Source organism: Mesorhizobium sp. 131-2-1, assembly GCF_016756535.1.
In the GTDB taxonomy this organism is placed as follows: domain Bacteria; phylum Pseudomonadota; class Alphaproteobacteria; order Rhizobiales; family Rhizobiaceae; genus Mesorhizobium.
This window is the reverse complement of the sequence record NZ_AP023247.1, coordinates 5,311,002-5,328,341: the sequence shown is the minus strand read 5'-3', so window position 1 is coordinate 5,328,341 and position 17,340 is coordinate 5,311,002. Positions and strand designations below refer to the sequence as shown.

Sequence of the window (17,340 nt, the reverse complement as noted above, 5' to 3'; positions counted from 1 at the left end):
CAAAACCGCCGCTCGATCTTAGGCCGCGCCCAGCCGCGCGTGGATGTCGCGCGTCGCGTGATAGAGGTCGCGATAGATTGCTTTGCGCGAGCGATAGGTTGGTACCAGAGCTTCGACAGGATCAACTTGCCTTGCCGGCGCAGCGGCCATTGCCTTGGCCGCCTCTTCCGGCGAAGCAAACCAGCCGATTGCCGAGGCCGCCAGTATGGCGGCACCGAGCGCTGCCGCCTCGTTGACCGGCGAGACCAAGAGCGGCCGTTCCAGCACGCTCGCCATGATCCGCATCAGCAGCGTCGAATTGGTGCCGCCGCCCGCCGCGATCATCGCGCCGGCCTTGCCGGTCTGCTCTTCCATAGCATCCGTCGCGATCGCTTGCTCGAAGGCGATGCCCTCGAGTACCGCACGGAAGAGGTGCTTCCGCTCATGGTCGAGCGACAGTCCGACAATGGCGCCACGCGCCGCGCCGTCCCAGTAGGGACTCATGACGCCGGCCCAGTACGGCATGACCAGCAGTCCGTCGCTGCCTGCCGCCACCTCGATTGCCGCCTTCTCTAGTACAGCGGCCGATGGCGAGCCGGTGGTGCGCACGATCCAGTCGACCAGTTGCATGCCCGAGCGCAGCACGGTCTCCAGCATGAAGCCGGAGCCCGTCGGCGAGACCAGCGTGCGGAACGCGTCCGATGTCGCGACCGCACCGGAATAATTGCCGCTGACGACGCCCGAGCCGAGCGAGAGATAGCTCTTGCCGGCACCGTACACTCCCATGCCGAGCCCCATTGCCTGACCATCCCCGGCGCCGGAGATGATCGGTATGCCGGCCTTCAGGCCTGTCGCCGATGCGATGCCTTCAGAAAGCCCACCGCAGATGGCGCCGGGCGCTACCAGCTCCGGCAATTGTTCCGGTCTCAGCCCGGCGGCCTCGACCAGGCGGGGATGCCAGGCGCCGGTCCCGATGTCGAGCAGCCCGAGCGGATCGGCGCTCGCGGTGCTGGTGACCAGCCGTCCGGTCAGCCGGTGAACGAAGAAGCCGTGCACGTCGACGAGTGCGACCGCCTGGCCAAGCGCCTGCGGCCTGTGTTCGGCCAGCCAGGCGAGTGCATAGAGCGCCGGCGTTGGATCCGGCGGCTTGCCGCTCCAGTCGCGGATCGCCTCGCGGCCGAGCTCGGCCGAGAGCCTCGCGACCTGCGGGCGCGCCCGCTCGTCCAGCCACAGGATCGCCGGGATGAGCGGCTTGCCGGCGGCGTCGATCAGGGTGAAGGTCTCGCGCTGATGGGCTATGGAGATAGCCTTCACGCGCGATGCGTCGATCTTGTCTGCGACCTGTTTCAGCGCGGCGAGTAGTGCGGCCCACCAGTGCTCGGCGTCCTGCTCGAAATGGCCGGGCGCCGGATTGGACAGCGGATAGGTCTCTCGCGCCTGGAACAGTTCCGCGCCGTCGCGCGCGAAAGCGATCGCCTTCACGGCCGTCGTCGAGGCGTCGATCCCGATTACGACATCGTCCATCAGGCGGGGATCCGGAAGGTTAATGCATGACGCGCTTTAGGCGGCGTTGGTGACGAACCGTCCGTCCGACTGGTCGAGACGGCGGCGGATCTGGGTTATCACCATCGAATCGTCGGGTACACAATTTTCATAGGTGAGGAAATCGCCGGCCTTCACCGGCTTCACCACCTTGGCGCGTTCGGCAAGCCCGAGCGGCAGGGCGCCCTTGGCGCGCGCGTCCTCCCAGGTCATCGCGAAGCCGCGATAGTCGTTCTCGCCGATCATGCCGAGCGACTGGCCGGCACCAAGGTTGCTCTTGGCCACGGCAACAGCCTCGGCCACCGGATGGTCGAGCGGCTCCATGTCGGCGCGCTTGTAGACCACAGCGCGTGCCGCCGAGAGCGGCACTTCCAGGCTGGTCAGGTGATAGGGGCGGAAGATCGTGAAATAGGGGCCCTTGCCGACCTTGAGGTCGACCATGCGCTCCAGCACGCGCGGATGCCGGGTCTCGATGATGCAGAAGACGCCGGGCGCCACGCCCTTGCCGATCGAATAGTCGACCACGCCCTTGCGGTGCAGCACGCCGCCGTCCTCGCGCGGGCAGAGCACGCTGGCGAGCTCCTCAAGCGACGCCGTCGGGCCGTGCATGCCAGGAACGTCGGGCACCAGGCCGGTGGCGTTGGCGATCGCCACCATCTCGATCGCCGTCTTCGAGCCGTCGATGAACTCGACCAGCATGCGCGCGTTCATGTTACGCTCATGGGCCTCCTTCTCGTAGTCGGCCGGCACCGCATCGATCTTCAGCGGATTGTTCTTGCCCTTGCCGGCGGCAACTATTGTGAAGCCGAGGCTTTTGGCAAAGCCGATGATCTCCAACGTGCAGGCGGGCTCGTCGCCGGCGGCACCCGTGTAGACGACGCCGGCCTTACGCGCTTCTTCTTTCAGGAAACGGCCGATGGTGATGTCGGCCTCGACATTGAGCATGACGATGTGCTTGCCGTTCTTCATCACTTCCAGCGCAAACAGCGTGCCGATGTTGGGATTGCCCGTGGCGTCGATGATAACGTCGATACGGCCGGCGGCGGCAAGCGCGTGCAGATCCTCGGTGACGGCGATCTTGCCGGCCTCGATGGCGCGATCGATGGCTGCGGCATTGGGCGCCTGGACGATGTCGGAACGGTCGTGGCCGGCCAGCAGGGCGGCGTCGATCGCCACCTGCGGCCGGACCTCGGAAATGGCGCCGATGCGCATGCCCGGCATAAGTGCTACCTGGACGACGATGTCGGTGCCCATCTGCCCGGCGCCGGCCAGGCCGATGGTGATCGGCCCGTGCTTTTCAGCGCGCTGCAGGAGCTCCGCTGCGAATTGCGGATGGGACATGTCGCTTCCTCCGGTCCTTGGCGCGCCGCTGCGCCGGGATAATCATTTTGAACATTCCTATTTCTATTTGAAAAATATTTCAACCGGCTTTTCGGCGCTGCCCGGAGGAATCAAGTCGATGTCGGCGGGACAGCGCCCCCTCTGTCCTGCCGGACATCTCCCCCACAAGGGGGAGATCGACAGTCGCCACTGCCTTCGCCAGCTTTCAACGTTGCAGGAATGAGTGGGGCGTCGAAACTGCCAATCTCCCACCAAGTAGGGGAGATGTCCGGCAGGACAGAGGGGGGCGCGAAGGAACGAGACCTCTGCTGTCTGCTTCGCTGCTTTGCTTCGGGATGAGAGAACCGCTCAGAAATACCCGTCGGACGCCGCGGTCGCCTCTTTCGGAAATTCCACCCCGTCGACGAGGATCTTGTCGACCAGCTCGTGATGGAAGCAGACCAGCCCCTTGATGCGTTCTGCCTCATGCACCGGCTCGGGATAGTACCAGACGAGGTTCTCGTGCCGCTTGGTGCTGGTCGTTACATGATAGTAGTTGGAGATGCCCTTGTAGGGACAGCGCGAGATGTAGCGGCTGGGCGCAAACATATCGAGCCTGGTGTCGGAGATCGGCAGGTAGTGGCGCACCGGATGGCCGGTCTCGAACAGGAAAACGCCGCGCCGTGAATCGGCGACCTGCTCGCCGTCGAGAATCACCTGCAGGCGCCGCGACGAGGGCAGGCAGTCGACCCTGCGGAACGGGTCGCGGGCATGGACGAAGATCTCCTCATCCTCCTCATACCAGTGCGTCATCTTCGGCCAATAGAAGGACATGTAGTCCGCTATCGGCGGGCAACCCTTGACCGGATCGCGGTAGCGCCAGGCAGCGTCCTCGACCAGCGTGATGCCGGTGTTCAGGGAATAGTGCGTGGCGACACCCTTGAACGGGTCCTCCGTCGTCGTCTTGCTCGGAAGCAAAAACTCCTCGGGCACGTCGCTCAGCGGGAAGTAGTACACCGGCAGGTGGTCGCTCTCGTAGAACACCAGCGCCCTGGTGGTGTCGGCAACGGTCATCGAGCCGACCTGCACGCGCAGTCGCTTCGGCGAGGGCATGGTGAAGGCGACATAGCCCGGCTCGAACTCGTACTGAACGATATTGTCGAGCAAGGGGAAATGCGGCCCGCGGCCGCGCAGGTGAGGCTTGCGAATGGTGGTCGTCCTCTTCTCGTCTTTTGCGGCCAGGCTCTTGCGCGCGAGCATGGTCAACCTATCGATACACGATCGAGCAGCAGCCCGGCGGCGATCGGCGGCAGGCCGCTGACATTCTTGCGCACCGGTACCAGCTGGTCGGGGAAATAGCTGAAGATGATCGGCGTCTCGTCGAGCAGCAGTTTCTGGATGTCGGAGGCGGCCTTGCGCTGCCCGTCGAGATCCAGCGCCTTGAGATAGCCGGCGACGAGCCCGTCATAGGTCGTGTTCTTGAAATGCGCCGCGTTCCAAGGTCCGTCGCTGACCAGCGGACTGTTCAGGAACACGTTCGGCACGCTGCGATGCGCGTAGTCGGTGATGCCGAGCGGGCTGTCCAGCCAGTCCGACTGGCCGAACACCGCCTTGCCGTAATATTTGTCCTGGTCCTCGATGTTGAGCGAGAGGCGGGCGCCGATCTCCTTGGCGAAGTTCTGGAACAGCTGCGCGTAGCCCGGAATGTCGGAATAGCGCAGCGTCGTCAGCGTGATGTCGAAGCCGCCGGCAAGGCCGGCCGCTTCCATCAACTGCTTTGCCTTGGCGATGTCCTGCGAGCGCTGCGGCACCGACTTGTCGGTGGCCGGGAAGGCCGGCGCGAACGGGCTGTCATTGCCGGTCGCCGCCATGCCGCGGCAGAGCCCGTCGACCAGCTTGGAGCGGTCGATGCACAGAGCGAGCGCCTGGCGCACGCGCTTGTCGGTGAAGGGGCCGGTGTCGCAGCGCATGTGCAACTGGCGGTGCGCGGTCGAGGCGACGCGCAGCACCGTGATGTCCGGGCTGTTCAGCACCACCTGGCTGACGTCGAGCGGGACTGCGTCGAGAAGGTCGACCTCGCCCGCCTGCAGCGCCAGGATGCGCGGCTGCACGTCGCCATAGAACTTGAACTCCAGCCGGTCGGGCAGCGCCTTCTCGCCCCAATAGTCGGGGTTGCGCACGAAACTGGCGCCGACCTTCGGCGTATAGCTCTCCAACCGGAACGGGCCGGTGCCCTCGAAGGTCTTTTCGTAATCGCCCTTGTAGCTCGCCGGCAGGATGACGGCGTTGTAGTTGTCGATCGAGACCGAATAGGGGAAGCTGCCGTTCGGCGCGTCGAGATGGAATTCGACGGTGTGGTCGTCGACCTTGCGGGTGCCGCCTTTCGACAGCAGGCCCTTGAACACCGACAGCGCGTTGGAAGCGCCGCTCGGATCGGCGAGGCGATCGAACGTCGCCACCACGTCGTCGGCCTTGAAGTCTTCGCCATTGTGGAACTTGACGCCCTTGCGCAGCTTGAAGGTCCAGACACTTCCGTCCGCGTTGGGTGACCAGCTTTCCGCCAGCACCGGCTTCAGCGTCAGGTCAGGCTGCGTCACGCAGAGGAATTCGGCGGTCTGGAAGACCAGCTGATAGCTGCCGCTGTCGTAATAGGTGACGGGATCGATGGCGCCGCCCGGCGTCGCCACGCCGGCGCGCACCGTGCCGCCGGGCTTGCCTTCGGCCCGGCTTCCGGGGCGCCAAGACCGACCGCCGAGGCGATGCCGCCGAGGAAGGGCAGCGACAGGCCGAGCACGCTGCCATGCCTGAGGAATTCGCGTCGGCCGATCCTGCCGGCGAGCAATTCGTCGATAGCGGAATTTTCGATTGCGGTGAGAGTCCTGCGGGCGATATCAATCATCCTGAAATGCTTTGGCATGGCGGCATTCCTTGCTTATCGTGAGGGCTCGGCCATCTAGTTCACTATTGATCACCACGGAAAAGCGATAATTTTTGATGGGGGTCATCGAAGATTTCGATGCGGAGGGCAAGCCATGGATACCGAGAACCTGCGCAGCTTCCTCGAGGTCGCGACGCATGGCAGCTTCACCGTTGCGGCCCATCGGCTGAACCTTGCCCAATCGACCGTCAGCGCCCGGATCAGGGGCCTCGAGGAGCAACTGGGGCGCAAGCTCTTCGTCCGCGACAGCGACGGCGTCACGCTGACGCCGGCCGGCCGGCAATTCCTGCCGCATGCCTCGACGATCACCCGCACCTGGGAGCAGTCGAGGCAGGACATCGCGGTTCCCGATGGCTACGAGACGCTGCTGAGGCTGACCGCGCCCGCCTATCTGTGGGACCGCATCACCTCGCCCTGGATCGCCTGGATGCGGGAAAGGCGGCCGAACGTGGCGCTGCGGCTCGAGGGCAGTTTTCCGGACCTTGCGATCGACCAGATGGCCGACGGCCTGCTCGACATCTGCATCCTCTATCTGCCGAGGCCGCATCCCGGCATCGTCTACGAGACTCTGGCCGTCGACCAGGTGGTCCTTGTCCAGCACGCGGGGCAGGCGGGGCCATGGACGGACAACTATATCCTCATGGACTGGGGGCTGGAGTTCCGCATCGAGCACGACCGCGCCTTCGCCGGCATGGTGAAGCCGGCGATCTCGGCCGGGCTGGTGTTCATCGGGCTGCAGCACGTGCTGTCGCAGAAGGCGGCCGCGTATCTGCCGCTGAGCGCAGTGAGCGTCCATATCGAGCGCGGCGAGCTGAAACGCATCGACGGCGCACCGGTGTTCCAGCGGCCGATCTATCTCGCCTATCCGAGCAATCCCGCTTCATCGGATGTTCTGGATGTCGCGCTGACCGGCCTGCGAACGCTGGCCAGGGACTGGTCCGACGTTCAGGGTTTTGCCGAAGGCGACCGCGCCTTCAGCATGGCGGACTGAGCACCGGATCGGTGGTCACGCCGGCTCCACGGCCTTGGGCCTTTGCAGCCTTGCCAATTCCGAAAAAGGAATATGGCAGCGGATCGTGTGGCCGGGTTCCGCCTCGGCCAACTCGGGCTCTTGCGTTTCGCAGATCGCGCCGATCTTGCGCGGGCAGCGCGTGTGGAACACGCAGCCCCTCGGCGGGTTGGCGGCGCTCGGGATTTCGCCGTCGAGACGGATGCGCGAGCTCTCCGTCCGGTCGAGCTTGGGCACGGCGGAGAGCAGCGCCTCGGTGTAGGGATGATGCGGGCCGGAAAAGACCGCTTCGGAAGGTCCGAACTCCATGATGCGGCCGAGATAGAGCACGGCGATCTTGTCGGAGAGATAGCGCACCACGCCGAGGTCATGCGAGATGAAGATGTAGCTGACATCCTGCTTCGACTGCAGGTCGGCCAAAAGGTTGAGGATCGCCGCCTGCACCGAGACGTCGAGTGCCGAGGTCGGCTCGTCGCAGACGACGATGCGCGGATCACCCGCGAAGGCGCGCGCGATGGCGACGCGCTGCTTCAGCCCGCCCGAGAGCTGGCGCGGCTTCACCGCGAGATGGCGGTCGGTGAGGCGGACCGAACGGACGAGCTCCTCGAGGCGTGTGTCCAGCGCCTTACCGGTGAACCCGCCCAGCCGCTTCAAAGCCCGGCCGAGGATGTGGCGGATCGAATGCGAGCGGTTGAGCGCCGAGTCCGGATTCTGGAAGACGATCTGCACCGCCTTGACCTGGTCTTCCGTACGGCTGGCGAGCCGCGGCGCCAGTTGCTTGCCCTCGAGCTGGATGCTGCCGCCCTCGTCCGGCGGCACCAGGCCGAGGAGGAGCCGTGCGAAGGTCGTCTTGCCGCTGCCGGACTCGCCGACCAGGCCAAGCGTCTCGCCGGGCGTCAGGCTGACCGAGACATCCTTCACCGCCCTCAGCGGCAGGCCGTGGCTGGCATAGGTCTTGTTGAGCCCCTCGACACGCAGCACGGGTTCTGCGGCCTTCGGCGCGGCGGCCGCCACATCGGCTGGTGTCGCGCGCGGCAGCGACTGCGCCTTGTCATGGTAATGGCAGCGCGACAGCCGGTCGCCCAGATCATAGAGCGGCGGCGGCTCGGTGCGGCAGCGCTCGGTCGCAAGCGCGCAGCGGTCGGCGAAAGCGCAGCCGGTGATGTTGGCGCCGATGCCGGGCAGGAAGCCGGGGATGGTGTCGAGGCGACCCTGGTCCTTGCGCTGGCCGCCGCGCGGCAGGCAGCGCAGCAGCGCCACCGTGTAGGGATGGCGCGGATCGTTGAAGACGTCCTTGGTCGAGCCTTCCTCGACCAGCATGCCGGCATAGAGCACGCCGACGCGGTCGCACATGTTGGAGACGACGGCGAGGTTGTGGCTGATGAACAGGATCGAGGCCGACAGCTCTCGCCGCAATTGCCCGATCAGGTCGAGCACTTCGGCTTCCACCGTCGCGTCGAGACCGGTCGTCGGCTCGTCGAGGATCAGCATCGACGGGTCATTGGCGAGCGCCATGGCGATCGCCACGCGCTGCTGCATGCCGCCGGAGAGCTGGTGCGGATAGCGCTGCATGACGCTGGCCGGATCGGAGATGCGCACACGATTGAGCATGGCGATCGCCTTGTCGGCGGCCGCCTGTCCCGTGACGCCGGCAAGCTCGAAGATCTCGGTCAGCTGCCGGCCGATACGCAGCGACGGGTTCAGCGCCTTGCCGGGGTCCTGGTAGACCATCGACACGCTCTCGGCCCGCGCCCGCCGCAGCGCCTCGGCGTCGAGCTTCATCACGTCCTGGCCGTCGAGCGAAATCGAGCCGCCGGTGATCGAGCCGTTGCGTGGCAGGTAGCGCACCACAGACAGTGCGACCGTGGATTTGCCGCAGCCGGACTCGCCGACCAGCCCGTAGGCCTCGCCCTGGCCGATGCTGAGGCTGACATTGCGCAACACCGCCCGGTTGCGGCCGGCCACGCGATAGGCGACCGAAAGGTCGTTGAGCTCGAGCGCGTTCTTCTCAGTCATTGAACGCTCCGTGGACACCGTCCGCCACCAGGTTGACGCCGATCACCAGCGAAGCGATGGCAAGCGCGTCGAACAGCACCGTCCACCAGAAGCCGCCGCCGATCATGCCGTAATTGCTGGAGATCGAGAGGCCCCAATCGGGGGATGGCGGCTGGATGCCGAAGCCCATGAACGAAAGCGTCGCGACGGCGAAGATGGCGTAGCCCAGCCGCACCGTCGTCTCGACCAGAATCGGCGGGATGACGTTGGGCAGGATCTCGACGAACATCGTGTGCAATGCGCCCTCATGGCGCAGCTGCGCCGCCGCGACATAGTCGAGTTCGCGCTCGGCCAGCACCGCCGAGCGCACCGTGCGGGCGATGATAGGCGCGAAGCTCAAGCCGATGACGACGATGACGGTCGCCTTCGACGTGCCGAGCGCGACAATGGCGAGTAGCGCGACGATGACCACCGGGATCGCCATGAACGCTTCGAGGATGCGGCTGACGATATCGTCGGCGAGGCCGCGGAAATAGCCGACGAACAGGCCGAGCGCGGTGCCGGCGATGGTCGCCAGGATCGTCGCCAGCGGCGCCACCGTGAGGATGTCGCGCGAGCCGACGATGACGCGCGAAAAGACGTCGCGGCCGATCTGGTCGGTGCCGAACCAGTGCTCGGCCGAAGGCGGAGCGAGCGCGTTGATGATGTCGTCGGCGAGCGGATCGAACGGAACGAAGTGCTCGCCGAACAGCGCGCAGATGATCCAGAACGAGACGATGGCAAGCCCGGTCATGAAGGTGCCTGATCTGAGCAGCGAATGCAGCGCCTCGCTCCACGGACTGCGCCGCGTGGCGTCCGGCGCGGGAATGCCTGCGGGAGTGTCGGTTGCGCTCATTGCTCTGCCCCCAGCCGGATCCGCGGATTGAGCACGGAATAGAGGAAATCGGCGGCAAGCGTGGCCACCGCGTAGACGATGCCGATGGTGAGGATGCCGGCTTCCAGCATCGGGAAATCCTTGCCGCGCGCGGCGGTGAAGATCAGTGAGCCGATGCCCTGGTAGCGGAACAACGTCTCGATGACGACAAGGCCGCCGATGAGATAGCCGGTCTGCGTGGCGATCACGGTGATGGTGGGAAGCAGCGCGTTGCGCAGCACGTGCCGCCAGATCACCGTGCGCCAGGGCAGGCCCTTGAGCACGGCGGTTCGCGTGTAGTCGGAATCGAGCGCCTCGATCATGCCGGAGCGCGCCATGCGCGCGATATAGCCGAACAGCACCAGGAACAGCGGCAGCGAGGGCAGGATCAGATAATAGAGCTGGGTGAAGAAGCCGGCGCCCTTCGGCCAGGCGGCGGCGATCGGCAGCCAGCGCAGCCAGACCCCGAAGATCAGGATGAGGATGATGCCGGTGACGAATTCGGGCAGCACCGTCACCGACAGGCCGCCGAGGCTGATGATGCGGTCGAGTGGCCGGTTGAGGTTGAGCGCTGCGATGACGCCGCCGAGGATGCCGATCGGCACCACCAGCACGAAGGCGACCAGCGCCAGCTTCATCGAATTGCCGAGCGCGTCGAGAACGAACGGGGCGACGGGCGCGCGAAAAATGTAGGACGTGCCCATGTCGCCCTGGAGGAAGTTCCAGATCCAGGTTCCGTACTGCACGAGCAGCGGTCGGTCGACGCCGAGCGTGTGGTTGAGCGCGTCGACGGCGCGCTGGTCGGCGAACGGCCCCAATATGGCGCGCCCGACATTGCCGGGCAGCACTTGGCCACCCAGGAACACCATGACGCTGAGCAGGAACAGCGTGACAAGCGAGAGGGCCAGGCGCCGGACGAGGAAGGAGAGAATAACCGGGACTCCTTATGAAAGATGCTTTAGCCCGGGCAAGCCGGACACGGTCACTGTGGCAGGCGGATCGAATGCTGTCACCGGCGGAACGGCTCCCGTAAATCGCGACACCTGCACCAGCGTCGAATTGCAGGTCGGCGATTGCGCGAGACGGGACGTGCCCCGGTCCGGCGTCAGGACATTTGGGTTGCCGTGCTTTTCCAGGCTGTGCGCCTGTCCCGGGTCGGACGGGTCGAACCATGCGCCGGTGGGCAACTGGACGACGCCTGGGATCAGGCCGTCCGTCAACACGGCGCCCGCCAGGCACGACCCGCGATCGTTGAAGACGCGGACGACCGTTCCGTCCAGGATGCCGCGCGCCGCAGCATCCGCCGGATTCATCCACAATGGTGCGCGGTCTGACACCTTGCCGGCGCGGCTGACCGAGCCGTGATCGTACTGGCTGTGCAGCTTGTCGGCCGGCTGCGGCGATAAAAGGTGCAGGGGAAACCGCCCGGCAAGGCTGCTGCCCAGCCATTCCCGTGGCTCCCGCCACACCGCGTGGCCGGGGCAATCGTCATAGCCGAAGCCGTCGATCGTCGAGGAATAGAGTTCGATGCGCCCCGACGGGGTCGCTAGCCGGTGCCGCTCGGGGTCAGAGCGGAATGGTCCCAGGAAGGTCTGCGAAGTGATCCGGCGGATGAGCTCAGCGTGGCCGTCATGCCAGAACCGCTCGAACGGCGGCATGTCGACACCGCCGGCGTGCGCATTTTCCCGGGCCTGGTCGTAGAGCAGGCGGATCCACGCTTCGGCGTCGCGCCCCTCGGTGAAGGCTTCGCGCACGCCGAGCCGCGCCGCCAGGCCGGCGAAGATCCGATAGTCGTCGCGTGCCTCGCCGACCGGGTCTATGGCCTGCTTCATGGCGACCACAAGGTTTTCGCGGTTCGAAAAGGCGAGATCGTTCCTCTCAAGCGGCGTGGTGACTGGCAGCACGATGTCGGCATGGCGCGCCGTCGCCGTCCAGAATGGCTCATGGACGATGATCGTCTCTGGCCGCTGCCATGCCTCGACGAGCCGGTTCAGGTCCTGATGGTGGTGGAACGGATTGCCGCCGGCCCAATAGACGAGCCTGACATCGGGATAGTTCAAGCTGGCGCCGTTGAAGTCGAACGATCCGCCGGGATCGAGCAGCATGTCGGCCACGCGCGCCACCGGGATGAAATCTGTTACCGGGTTTCGGCCCTGCGACAGCGAAGGCCAGCGAAATCCCATCTCCGGCCGTCCGGCGCCGTTCGTCGAGGAATAGCCGAAACCAAATCCGCCACCCGGCAATCCGACCTGGCCGAGCAGCGCGGCGAGCGTGATCGCCGCCCAGTAGGGCTGCTCGCCATGGTCGGCGCGCTGCAGCGACCAACTGACCATCAGCATCGTGCGCTTGGCGGCCATGTCCCGAGCCAGTGCGACGATCCTATCCTCGGCCACGTCGCTGAGCGCGGCCGCCCATGCGGGATTCTTCGGCTGGCCGTCGGTCTCGCCCATGACGTAGGCCCGCACGATCTCGAAGCCGGTGCAGTACCGCGCCAGGAACGTCTCGTCATGCAGGCGCTGGCTGATGAGGACGTGGCACAGAGCCAGCATGACGGCAGTGTCGCTGTTCGGCCGCAGCGGCAGCCATTCGGTCTCGACGCCGCGCGGCGCGTCGTCGCGCACGGGTGAGACATTGATGAGCCGGGCGCCGTTGCCGACGGCGTTGCATAGGGCCGCCGCCGCTTCGTGCCTCGCCGAGCCGCCGCCCTGTATCTGCGTGTTGCGCCAAGGCAGCCCGCCAAAGGCAACGATCAGCTTGCTATGCTGTTCGATCCCGTCCCAGGTGGAATGATTGCCCGTCAGGGCGTCGGTGCTGCCAAGCACATGCGGCAGGACGATTTCGCCCGCGCCATAAGAATAGCTGAGCACCGAGCCCGTATAGCCGCCGATCGTGTTCAGGAAGCGGTGGACCTGGCTTTGCGCATGATGGAACCGCCCGGCGCTCGCCCATCCGTACGACCCCGCATAGATCGCGCTGTTCCCATGCGCCGAGCGGACGCGTCCCAGCTCGGCCGCCACAATATCCAGTGCGGTCTCCCAGGGCACTTCCACGAAAGGTTCGTCGCTCCGCCTGTCGGAGGGACCGGACCTGTCTCCTTCCAACCAGCTGCGCCTGATGGCGGGGCGGGCGACGCGGAGCTTTCCGTGCACCGTGCCGAGCATCGACTGGCCGATCGGAGACGGATCGGGATCGCCTCTCCACGGTTCGACACCGACGAGCCTGCCGTTCTCGGCGCTGACCTCGTATGTCCCCCAATGCAAGGTGGTGAGCAGGGTTCTGGACTCCATGGGGTGCGTCATTGCTGGATCATCAGGCAATGGCCGGACAAGGCGCCCGGCGCCCTGTCACGGCTGGTCGCCGATTGCCAGCCCCTGCCACGGGGTTGGCAATCGCGGAACCTCTTTCTCCGTCAGGCCTTCGCCGCTTTCTCCAGGAAAAGCTGCGACATGGCCGTCGGCTGCACGCCGGTCACGCCCTTCGCGGTCGCCGTCAGATAATCGTAGAAATAGCCGAAGATGACGGGCGTTTCCTCAAGCAGCAGCTTCTGGATCTTACCGGCGGTGGCCTTCTGTGCCTCGACGTCGAGCGCCGCGATATAGCTGGTCGCCAGCTGGTCGTAGTCCTTGTTCTTGAAGTGCGCGGCGTTCCAGGTGCCGTCGCTCTTCAGCGGCGCGGCAAGATAGACGTTGGGCACGCCGCGGTGGCCGTAGTCGGTGATGCCCATCACCGAGTCCAGCCAGTTCGACTTGCCGAACACCGCATCGCCGTAATAGGCGCCCTGGTCGAGGATGTTGAGCTCGAGTTCGATGCCGATTTCCTTGACCCAGTTCTGGATGAGCTGCGCGTATTCCGGGATTTCGAGATAGCGCTCGGTGGTCAGCGTCACCTTGAAGCCCTTGCCGGCGCCGGCCGCTTCCATCAGCTGCTTGGCCTGCGCGATGTCCTGCTCGCGCTGCGGCACGCTGGTGTCGGTCGACGGATAGGCGGCGGCGAACGGGCTGTCGTTGCCTTCCTGGGCGCGGCCCTTCATCAGGCCGGCGACGAGCTTCTTGCGGTCGATGCTGAGCGCGATCGCCCGACGCACGCGCGGATCCTTGAACGGGTCGGAATCGCAGCGCATATGCAACTGCTGATGCGCCACCGACTTCAGGCTGATGATGTCGACATTCGGATCGCTGAGCAGCCCGACACCGGCCAGCACCGGCATCTGGTTGATGATGTCGATCTGGCCGCCCTGCAGCGCCAGGATCTGTGGCTGCATGTCGGCGAAGAAAGTGAACTCAGTGCGTTCCGGCAGCGCCTTCTCGCCCCAGTAGTCTTCGTTGCGCACGAAGGAGGCGCCGACCTTGGGCGTGTACTTCTCGATCTTGAACGGCCCGGTGCCGTCGAAGCTCTTTTCGTAGTCGCCCTTGTAGCTCGCCGGGATGATGACGGCGTTGTAGTTGTCCGACGACACCATGTAGGGGAAGTTGCCGTTCGGCGCGTCGAGATGGAATTCGACGGTGTAGTCGTCGACCTTCTTGGTCGCGCCCTTCTGCAGGATGCCGGTGAACACCGACAGCGCGTTTGACGAGTTGGCGGGATCGGCGAGCCGGTCGATGCTGGCCACCACGTCCTCGGCCTTCATCTCGCCGCCTGAGTGGAATTTCACGCCCTTGCGCAACGTGAAGGTCCACACCGTGCCGTCGGCATTCGGCTTCCAGCTTTCGGCGAGCGCCGGCTTCAGCACCAGGTCCGGCCCGTCGATGCAGAGGAATTCGGCGACCTGCTGCATCACCAGAAGGCCGCCCGCGTCGGCGATGGTCACCGGGTCGATGGCGGCGGCCGGCACGCTGCTGCCGACACGGATGGTGGCGCCGGGCGCGCCCGCGGCGCGGGCGAGCGAAGGCATGCCGCCAAGTCCGGCGGCCATGCCGATGCGGCCGAGCAGCGGCAGCGACAGGCCAAGCAGGCTGCCGTGGCGCACGAAGTCGCGGCGGCTGACGCGGCCGTCGACCAGGCCGTCGATGAGGTGGTTTTCGAGCGGCGAACGATTGCGCCGGATGAGATCGAGAAGGCGATAATTCTTGCTCATGGGTCTAAACCCTTTCCCCAGTTCTTGTGGTTGTCGAATGCGTTCCGGTTGACGAAATTCCGTGGAGTTCTCCTGTCCCGGCCATCAACTGTATCGGTCGACCGGACTGTAGCATGCGGCTTTGCGTGGTCCATCCGGTCCTTGCGGCGGACGGGTCAGATTTTCTTGATGCATGCTTCGTTCGGTCTTGCGGTCCCGACCGAAATCGCGGCCGCCTCTGGTTCGATGTGTCGTCTCCTTTCCCTCAAAGATCTCCTAGTTCAACGGCAGGCGCCGATAGGTGCCGGGCTTTTGCGGGTCGTGGTATTTGTTGCAGGGCCCGTTCTCGACGAAGTCGCGGTGACAGGCGGCGAGGTTTTCGCGCGACAGCGTGACGCCGAGGCCGTGGCCCTCTGGCACGCGCACGACATTGTTCTGCGGCGAGAACGGCCCGCCCTCGATCACGTCGATCGGCCACATGCGAAACAGCGACTGGTTCGGCTCGCGGATCCAGCCGAGCGCCGCGCACAGATGCAGGTAACAGGCGCTGCCGATGCCGCTGTCGCCACTGTAGCACCAGTAGTCGACGCCGGCATGCTCACAGGCGCCGACGAAACGGACCAGCCGGCCGATGCCGCCATGCGCCGTCGGGTTGCCGACGAAGGCGTCCGGGACCTTGAGGTCGATGGCGCGCGCGATGTCGATGTTGTGGGTCGAGAACGGGGTCGAGCAATGGCGCCTGAGCTCGCGCATCTCCTCGATCGTCGCCACCGGGTCTTCCCAGTTGCGCACGCCGAGCTCTTCCAATGGCCGTGCCAGCTGCCTGGCGGTGGCCAGCGAATAGGCCTGGTTGGAATCGATGCGGATCATCGCCTCGTCGCCGAGCCTTTTGCGGATCAGCTCGACCATCCTGAGAGAAATCCTGGGGTCGCTGGTCGAGAACTTGCCTTCGAAGAAGGTCGTGCCGTGCCGCTCATGCAGCTCGACGCAATAGTCGGCGACCGCCTCCGGCGTCGCCTCGCCCTTCACGCTCGGGCCATCGCCGCGCAGCGAGAAATAGTCGGTGAACGGGATCTCCTTGCGCACCGCGCCGCCAAGCAGCTGGTAGAGCGGCTGCCCCCACGCCTTGCCGCGCAGGTCCCACAGCGCCATCTCGATGGCGCCGAAGGCCATGATGCGGGTGCGGTCGTTGATCGACTGCACCCCGGTCCAGAACGGCAGGCAGGCTTGCTCGGCGCCGGCGATGTCGAAGGCGTCGCGGCCGGCGAGCCGTGGCGCAAGGGCGTCGTTGACGACGGCGGCCGCCGCCGGCGTCGGCGCCTCGCCGAGGCCGACCAGCCCGTCGTCGGTCTCGACTTCGACGATGGTCGGAGAGAAGCCGTCGAGCTCGCCGAACACCCATTGATAGGGCGCTTCCAGCCGCAGGTTGATCGGCGTCGCCGATATGCGGCGGATCTTCATCTCAGCCGCCGATCTCGAAGAAGGGCTTGCCGAGCAGCTCCGGTACCACATCGATGCCGAGGCCAGGCCCGTCGGGAATGCCCATGCGGCTTCCGGTGACCGGCGGCTTGTTCGAGGCGGTGCGCACCGTCACCCATTCGTGGAAGGCGATCGCATGCAGCCGGCGCTCTTCCGGCGTCGACAGCGACAGATGCGCCATGGCCGCGGTGTCGATCTCGGCGCCGCCCGTATCCTCGACCGTGATCATGAAGCCGAGGTCGACGGCGACGTCGCGGATCTGGCGCGTCCTGGTGACGCCACCCAGCCGCGAGATCTTCAGCGTCAGCCCGTCGGCCGCGCCTCTGCGGTGAATTTCCAGCATCTCTTCGAGCGAGGTGACGGATTCGTCCAGCACCATCGGCTTGTCGAGCATGCGGCGCACCGACATGTTCTCGTCGATCGTCGTGCAGGGCTGCTCGAACGTGTAGTCGATGCCGCGCGTGGCGTCGGCGAACTGTCGCGCCTGATAGGGGGTCCAGCCGGCATTGGCGTCGCAGAAGATCACCGTGCCCTTCGGCACCGCTGCGGCGACCGTCGTCACGCGCTCGATATCGTCGCGGACATTGCCGCCGACCTTGACCTGCAGCCGGTGGTAGCCTTCCGTGACGATGCGCTTGGCCAGCGCTGCCATTTGATCGAGCGTGCCGTGGGTGACGACCTTGTAGAGCTCCGCCGTCTCGCTCTCGCGCCCGCCGAGCATCGTCACCAGCGGTACGTCGGCGGCGCGGGCCGCAAGGTCCCAGCAGGCCATGTCGAGAGCCGACTTGATGTAGGGGTGGCCCTTGAAGACCGTGTCCATCAGCCGGCCGATGCCGGCCAGCCCACGCGGGTCGTGGCCGATCAGATGCGGCGCGATTTCCGGCACGCCGGCGCGGGTGCCGGCCGGGAAGGCGGCCGAATAGAAATTGCCGAGCGGCGCCATCTCGCCCCAGCCAGTCACGCCGCTGTCGGAAGTGATGGCGACGATCACTGCGTCGAAGCAGTCGGCAACACGCCCCTTCGACATCCGATACGGCCCGTCCACGAAAGGCTGCACGACATGGTAGGCTTTTATGCTCTTGATCTTCACGGTGTCGTCCGTTCCTGCGGGA

General features: G+C 65.7%; 13 protein-coding genes and 1 pseudogene. 3 read left to right on the top strand and 11 right to left on the bottom strand.

Annotated features, from left to right (window positions below):
• Positions 1–18 precede the first annotated feature (18 nt).
• On the bottom strand, positions 19–1,503 hold the full coding sequence (locus tag JG743_RS25960; protein WP_202293987.1) for a xylulokinase: 1,485 nt from the start codon (positions 1,501–1,503) through the stop codon (positions 19–21).
• A 36-nt stretch (positions 1,504–1,539) separates the two neighbouring features.
• The gene (locus JG743_RS25955) at positions 1,540–2,862 is read right to left on the bottom strand and encodes an NAD(P)H-dependent oxidoreductase (RefSeq protein ID WP_202293984.1); all 1,323 of its coding nucleotides are present in this window, start codon (positions 2,860–2,862) and stop codon (positions 1,540–1,542) included.
• Between JG743_RS25955 and JG743_RS25950 the strand changes: the two genes are divergently transcribed.
• Positions 2,861–3,085, top strand: a complete 225-nt coding sequence (locus JG743_RS25950; protein WP_202293981.1) for a hypothetical protein — start codon at positions 2,861–2,863, stop codon at positions 3,083–3,085. The genes JG743_RS25955 and JG743_RS25950 overlap by 2 nt on opposite strands.
• Before the next feature lie 125 nt (positions 3,086–3,210).
• Here the strand turns inward: JG743_RS25950 and JG743_RS25945 are convergent, their stop codons facing one another.
• Together JG743_RS25945 and JG743_RS25940 are read right to left on the bottom strand one after the other, a co-directional pair.
• On the bottom strand, positions 3,211–4,101 hold the full coding sequence (locus JG743_RS25945; RefSeq protein ID WP_202293978.1) for a DUF427 domain-containing protein: 891 nt from the start codon (positions 4,099–4,101) through the stop codon (positions 3,211–3,213).
• Between the two features lie 2 nt (positions 4,102–4,103).
• A pseudogene (locus JG743_RS25940) lies at positions 4,104–5,707 on the bottom strand (ABC transporter substrate-binding protein).
• Here JG743_RS25940 and JG743_RS34240 point away from each other — a divergent pair.
• Both JG743_RS34240 and JG743_RS25935 read left to right on the top strand, forming a co-directional pair.
• Positions 5,642–5,782: a hypothetical protein gene (locus JG743_RS34240; RefSeq protein ID WP_244673246.1), complete on the top strand. Its 141-nt coding sequence runs from the start codon at positions 5,642–5,644 to the stop codon at positions 5,780–5,782. The pseudogene JG743_RS25940 and the gene JG743_RS34240 overlap by 66 nt on opposite strands.
• Positions 5,783–5,873: 91 nt before the next feature.
• Positions 5,874–6,770 (top strand): LysR family transcriptional regulator, encoded by an 897-nt coding sequence (locus tag JG743_RS25935; protein ID WP_202293975.1) that lies wholly within the window; start codon positions 5,874–5,876, stop codon positions 6,768–6,770.
• Positions 6,771–6,785: 15 nt separating this feature from the next.
• Here JG743_RS25935 and JG743_RS25930 read toward each other — a convergent pair whose 3' ends face one another.
• The 7 genes from JG743_RS25930 to JG743_RS25900 all read right to left on the bottom strand — a co-directional run bounded on the left by JG743_RS25930 (position 6,786) and on the right by JG743_RS25900 (position 17,318).
• On the bottom strand, positions 6,786–8,804 hold the full coding sequence (locus JG743_RS25930; RefSeq protein WP_202293972.1) for a dipeptide ABC transporter ATP-binding protein: 2,019 nt from the start codon (positions 8,802–8,804) through the stop codon (positions 6,786–6,788).
• Positions 8,797–9,678, bottom strand: a complete 882-nt coding sequence (locus JG743_RS25925; RefSeq protein WP_202293969.1) for an ABC transporter permease — start codon at positions 9,676–9,678, stop codon at positions 8,797–8,799. Before JG743_RS25925 ends, JG743_RS25930 begins: the two co-directional genes overlap by 8 nt.
• Positions 9,675–10,628 (bottom strand): ABC transporter permease, encoded by a 954-nt coding sequence (locus JG743_RS25920; RefSeq protein ID WP_274608547.1) that lies wholly within the window; start codon positions 10,626–10,628, stop codon positions 9,675–9,677. The genes JG743_RS25925 and JG743_RS25920 overlap by 4 nt, the downstream gene beginning before the upstream one ends.
• 12 nt (positions 10,629–10,640) lie before the next feature.
• On the bottom strand, positions 10,641–12,983 hold the full coding sequence (locus tag JG743_RS25915) for a molybdopterin guanine dinucleotide-containing S/N-oxide reductase (protein ID WP_202293966.1): 2,343 nt from the start codon (positions 12,981–12,983) through the stop codon (positions 10,641–10,643).
• A 122-nt stretch (positions 12,984–13,105) separates the two neighbouring features.
• Positions 13,106–14,770 carry an ABC transporter substrate-binding protein gene (locus tag JG743_RS25910; RefSeq protein ID WP_202293963.1) on the bottom strand — a complete coding sequence of 555 codons (1,665 nt, stop codon included), beginning with the start codon at positions 14,768–14,770 and terminating at the stop codon, positions 13,106–13,108.
• A 255-nt stretch (positions 14,771–15,025) separates the two neighbouring features.
• Positions 15,026–16,210, bottom strand: coding sequence for a mandelate racemase/muconate lactonizing enzyme family protein (locus tag JG743_RS25905; protein ID WP_202293960.1), 1,185 nt, complete (start codon positions 16,208–16,210; stop codon positions 15,026–15,028).
• Between the two features lies 1 nt (position 16,211).
• Positions 16,212–17,318: a mandelate racemase/muconate lactonizing enzyme family protein gene (locus JG743_RS25900; protein WP_202293957.1), complete on the bottom strand. Its 1,107-nt coding sequence runs from the start codon at positions 17,316–17,318 to the stop codon at positions 16,212–16,214.
• Positions 17,319–17,340: the final 22 nt, after the last annotated feature.